Origin of the sequence: Kitasatospora sp. NPDC036755 (assembly GCF_040636595.1) — a bacterium.
Classification (GTDB): Bacteria; Actinomycetota; Actinomycetes; order Streptomycetales; family Streptomycetaceae; genus Kitasatospora.
On record NZ_JBEZUT010000592.1, the window covers coordinates 1 to 2,726 of the forward strand.

Annotated in this window: 4 protein-coding genes; 3 read left to right on the forward strand and 1 reads right to left on the reverse strand. The window is 74.6% G+C overall.

What is annotated here, in order from left to right; translation table 11 throughout:
• Positions 1 to 102 precede the first annotated feature (102 nt).
• Positions 103 to 402, forward strand: a complete 300-nt coding sequence (locus AB0E96_RS40285; RefSeq protein WP_359831703.1) for an MTH1187 family thiamine-binding protein — start codon at positions 103 to 105, stop codon at positions 400 to 402.
• A gap of 53 nt (positions 403 to 455) precedes the next feature.
• Here the strand turns inward: AB0E96_RS40285 and AB0E96_RS40290 are convergent, their stop codons facing one another.
• A complete protein-coding gene (locus AB0E96_RS40290; RefSeq protein ID WP_359831704.1) occupies positions 456 to 929 on the reverse strand; it encodes a DoxX family protein in 474 nt (157 codons plus the stop codon).
• Between the two features lie 151 nt (positions 930 to 1,080).
• Here AB0E96_RS40290 and AB0E96_RS40295 point away from each other — a divergent pair, with 151 nt between their 5' ends.
• Both AB0E96_RS40295 and AB0E96_RS40300 read left to right on the forward strand, forming a co-directional pair.
• On the forward strand, positions 1,081 to 1,659 hold the full coding sequence (locus AB0E96_RS40295) for a helix-turn-helix domain-containing protein (protein WP_359831706.1): 579 nt from the start codon (positions 1,081 to 1,083) through the stop codon (positions 1,657 to 1,659).
• Positions 1,660 to 1,736: 77 nt separating this feature from the next.
• Positions 1,737 to 2,726 (forward strand): MFS transporter (locus tag AB0E96_RS40300; protein WP_359831708.1); only part of this gene is annotated, 990 nt, incomplete at its 3' end.

Consider the following 2,726-nt stretch of genomic DNA (forward strand, 5'->3'; position numbering starts at 1 on the left):
GCGCCTGCGCCGCAAGTAGGAACCCGGGCGGGGGGGGGGCGCCCGGGCGGGCCCCCCCCGGACCGGCGACCAGTGCCGTCGACGTACGAGGAGCGCAGAGCCGTGATCGCAGCCTTTTCGGTGACCCCGCTGGGGATCGGCGAGGACGTGGGGGAGGCGGTGGCCGCCGCCGTCCGGGTGGTCCGGCGCAGTGGCCTGCCGAACCGCACGGACGCGATGTTCACCAGCGTCGAGGGGGAGTGGGACGAGGTGATGCCGGTGATCAGGGAGGCGATCGAGGCGGTGAAGGCGCACAGCAACCGGGTGAGCACGGTCATCAAGATCGACGACCGGGCCGGGGTCACCGACGGCCTCACCGCCAAGGTCGCCTCGGTCGAGCGCCACCTGGCCGCGGACAGCTGACGACGTGCGGCGGTCCGGCGGGCCGACGTGGCCCGGCGGACCGCCGGCGCCGGTCAGACCGCCGAGGTCGGCCGGACCGCCGGTGGGGCCGGCTCGGCCGGGGGCCGGCGGGTGAGCAGGCGGTCCACCGCGTACGGGCCGGAGCCGAGCACCGCGATGGTCAGGAAGGACCAGCAGAACATCACCGAGGCCTCGCCCCCGTTCTGCAGCGGCAGTAGCGCGCGCTCCTGGTGGACGGTGAAGTAGGCGTAGGCCATCGAGCCGGAGCAGAGCAGGGCGGCCGTCCTGGTGCCGGCGCCGAGCAGCACCAGGACGCCGCCGACCAGCTGGATTAGGGCGGCCCACCAGCCGGGCCACTGGCCGAGCGGGAGGGAGCCCCCGCCCTTGGCGCCGCCGAACAGTCCGAAGACGGAGGCGGCGCCGTGGCAGGCGAAGAGCAGGCCGACGACGATCCGGAACGCCGTCAGCACGAGCGGTCTGACGGCGTCCGCCGTCTGCCGGGGGTGGGTGGGTCGGTGTGCGGGCATGCGGAACTCCTCCTGTGGGGGAAGGAGGTGGATGGAAGCGGTAGGGTAGCTGTGGTCTAGTCCAATTGGCAATGCTCCGTCAGAGATCAGGTCTGGACCAATAGTTTCCCTTTCTTGACCGGTCGATCCAGAAAGGGCTAACGTTCCGACCATGGCGCGAACGAAGGAATTCGACCCGGACGCGGCGCTGCAGGCGGCCCTGGAGCTGTTCTGGCAGCGTGGCTTCGAGGCCACCTCGATGGCCGACCTGGTCGATGGGCTGGGCATCGGCCGGGCCAGCCTCTACGCGACCTTCGGCAGCAAGCGCGAGCTCTACCTGCGGGCGCTGGAGCGCTACTGCGAGCAGAGCGACTCGGCGCGGCTGCTCGAACTGTCCCGGCCGGGCCCGGCGCTGCCGATGGTCCGGGAGCTGGTCCGCGGATACGCCGTGACGGGGGAGGAGGAGCGGCGGCGCGGTTGCTTCGTCACCAACACGGCGGTGGAGCTGGCCCCGCACGACCCGGACGCGTCCCGCCGGGTCGAGGCGAGCCTCGACCGCCTGGAGACGCTGCTCACCGCCGCCCTGGCGCGGGCCGCCGCCCAGGGCGAACTGCCCGCCGGCCGGGAGCCGCGGGCGCTCGCCCGGATGCTGGTGGTGCTGCTCCAGGGCATCCGGGTGGTCGGCAAGACCGCCGACGGCGGGGTCCGCGCGCGGGCCGCCGCCGAGCAGGCGCTGGCACTGCTGGACTGACGTCCGGTCCGCTCGGACCGGTGTCTCCTGTTGGGCTCATTCTGGACCGAACGGTCTTTATAGGGGGAGGGTTTTGCATGACCGGCGACACTACCGGCCGGTACGACTTCGCGCTGCTCGGCCTCGTCCAGGCGGTGCTGATCTTCACGATCATGATCCTGACCGTCCCGCTGCCGCTGGTGGCACGGGAGTTCGCGCTCGGCCCGTCCGGGGTGCTGCTGCTCAGCGCCGCCTACGGGCTCTCCTTCAGCTCCCTGCTGCTGCTCGGCGGCAGACTGACGGACCGCCACGGCGGGCGCCCGGTGCTCCGCGTCGGCCTGGTGCTGCTCGCCACCGCCTCGATCGCCTGCGCCCTCGCGCCCGGCTACCCCGTCCTGCTGGCGAGCCGCTTCGCGCAGGGCGCGGGAGCCGCCCTCACCGCCCCGGCGGCGGTCGCGGTGGTACGGGTGCTGCACCCCGAACCGGCTGCCTACCGGCGGGCGATGGCCACCTGGGGCGGCCTGTCGGTGCTCGGCGCCACCGTCGGCAGCGTGGTCTCGGGGGCGGTCGCCGCCGCGGTCTCCTGGCGCTGGCTGTTCGCGGTGCCCGTGCTGGTCGCCCTGGCCGGCCTCGCCCGCTCCGCCGCCCTGCCCTCCGCCACCCCCGCCGGCACCCGCCCGGCGCTGGACCTGCGCGGCGCCGCCCTCGCCACCGCCGGTGTCTGCGCGGCGAGTTACTCCCTGGTGGCGTCCACCGAGCACGGCTGGCACAGCCCCCGGACGTACGGCCCGCTGGCCGCCGGACTCGCGCTGCTGCTCGCCTTCGCCGCCGCCGAACGCCGCACCGCCGACCCGCTGCTGCCGCCCGGCTTCCTCGCCGACCGCCACCGCGCCACCGCGCTCACCGCCGTCATGGCCACCGCCGCCGGGACCGCCCTCACCTTCGTCCTGCTCTCGCTCTACCTCCAGCAGCTGCGCGGCTGGAGCGCCGCGGCCACCTCCGCCGCGTTCCTGCCGTACGCGGCCGTCCTGCTGCTCGCCGGCCGGCTGGCCGGCCCGCTGACCGCCCGGTTCGGGCCGGGGGCCGTC

Excerpts from the sequence above, each read along its gene's own strand:
- AB0E96_RS40295 (WP_359831706.1), top strand. The coding sequence starts at position 1,081 with ATGGCGCGAACGAAGGAATTCGACCCGGACGCGGCGCTGCAGGCGGCC.
- AB0E96_RS40290 (WP_359831704.1), bottom strand. The coding sequence starts at position 929 with ATGCCCGCACACCGACCCACCCACCCCCGGCAGACGGCGGACGCCGTC.